3 protein-coding genes (1 of these 3 only partly in view) are annotated in these 1,521 nt (G+C 56.9%); 2 read left to right on the top strand and 1 reads right to left on the bottom strand.

Annotated elements, in window-relative coordinates:
* Positions 1-109, top strand: the 3' end of a protein-coding gene (locus QZL67_RS07595) for an iron-containing alcohol dehydrogenase (RefSeq protein WP_022290131.1). Its footprint begins 821 nt before the window's first position; the window shows 109 of its 930 coding nt (coding positions 822-930); the start codon falls outside the window, past its left edge; its stop codon occupies positions 107-109.
* The gene (locus tag QZL67_RS11620) at positions 15-386 is read left to right on the top strand and encodes an iron-containing alcohol dehydrogenase (protein ID WP_306765929.1); all 372 of its coding nucleotides are present in this window, start codon (positions 15-17) and stop codon (positions 384-386) included. The genes QZL67_RS07595 and QZL67_RS11620 overlap by 95 nt, the downstream gene beginning before the upstream one ends.
* 98 nt (positions 387-484) lie before the next feature.
* Here the strand turns inward: QZL67_RS11620 and QZL67_RS07590 are convergent, their stop codons facing one another.
* Complete coding sequence (locus QZL67_RS07590) at positions 485-1,192, bottom strand: hypothetical protein (RefSeq protein WP_022290129.1); 708 nt, start codon at positions 1,190-1,192, stop codon at positions 485-487.
* Positions 1,193-1,521 lie beyond the last annotated feature (329 nt).

The raw sequence follows: 1,521 nt of genomic DNA, 5'->3' as shown, positions 1-1,521 counted from the left end.
GGCCCAGCCATCAGATGGAACACGAGCTCTCCGCGTTTTACGACTGCGCCCATGGCGCGGGTCTGGCGGTGGTGATGCCGGCTTGGATGGAGTATGTGCTGCCCCATGATCCCATGCGTTTTGCCCGCTTTGCCGCAGAGGTCTTTGGCTGTGAGATGGACTATGCCCACCCCGAGCTGACGGCCCAGCGCGGCATCGCCTGCCTGTGCAGCTTTTTCACTTCCCTGGGAATGCCCACCACCTTCACGCAGATCGGCGCCCGGGCAGAGGACATCCCCGCCATGGTGGCCCACCGGGCGGAAAAGCCGGGCGGTTTCCCCTTCGGCGGCTTCGTCTCCATCGGTCCCAAGGAGATGGAGGAGATCCTGCACATTGCCGCCCGGTAAACAGCGGACAGAAACTGAACATGTCCAACTAAAAAAGCAGAGCAGGTTTGAAACCTGCTCTGCTTTTTTTGCACAGAACTATCAGTGGCAATGCCGCCTCAGGATTCTTCCGGGAACAGCACACCCACGCTACCCATAGCACAGTGCACGCGGATGGTCTTGTCGCTGCCATGATCAATGAACCGGCTCCCCTTGGCGCCGGCATAGGACTGGTCTCCCACCTCGATATGCCCCAGCTCATAGGACAGCTCATAATTGAATTCCGACGGGTCACCGCTCAGCTGCAGGACCGTCTCTCCCTGCAGATGCTCCACCTCTGCAGTTTTGTCCACGCACCCTGAGAATTGGAGGGCCCCCCGTTCACAGGTGGTATACAGCTTCTCTGCCTCAAGGTCCTCTGCCGTCAGATTCCCGCCGGAGGCCGTTAAGGTTGCCCGTTCAAATTGAACCTCCTCCGGCACAGTCACCACGACGGGAGCTTCACGGGTGGTGCTGACAGAGATGGTATACACGCCGTCCTCCAAATACGCTTCGCAGTCGCCGGCGTCGCCCTCCAGAATACCGAATTCCTCTCCACGGATAATTTTCAGTGCGCCTAACTGCACCGAGCAATCCAGTTCCGCTGCCGTCTCCTCTTCCAGTGCCCCTTCTTCACCGGCGTCCGTACCGGCTTGCGTCAATGCAGACTGGTCCGCATCGGATTCGGATGCGGTGCGGTCTCTCTGGCTGAGCAGAAAAACCCCCGTCCCCAGCAGAACAACAGCTGCCAGCAGAACAACGATCAAAAAATTCTTAAATTTGTTCATAAATCATCCACCTCAATCATCATTTTTCTCCGCAGGCGGCATAACTTGATGTGTGCGCACAAAAAAAGCGTGGCCGCAAAGCAAACTTTGCGACCACGCAGAACAACGCAGCATCACCTCGCAGCCCGGTGCAAACAGCTGCGATTCGAAAAGAAGAAAGATCGCGCTCTGGCCTTCAGAAAAAGTCGGAGCAAGCGATAATGACGCTTGCTCCGACTTGGAACATCGCAACACTATAGATGCCACGGCCTTCGCCCGTTCGCAAGCGTCCTGCCTATTATTTTTTACTCCATAGGAGATAGTTTTCCGCTATGAGCCTCCAGAGCTTC

This window comes from Oscillibacter sp. CAG:155 (genome assembly GCA_000436875.1).
Lineage (GTDB): Bacteria > Bacillota > Clostridia > Oscillospirales > Oscillospiraceae > Oscillibacter.
Note: the sequence above shows the minus strand (reverse complement) of the source record. Positions and strands in the feature narration are given on the sequence as shown.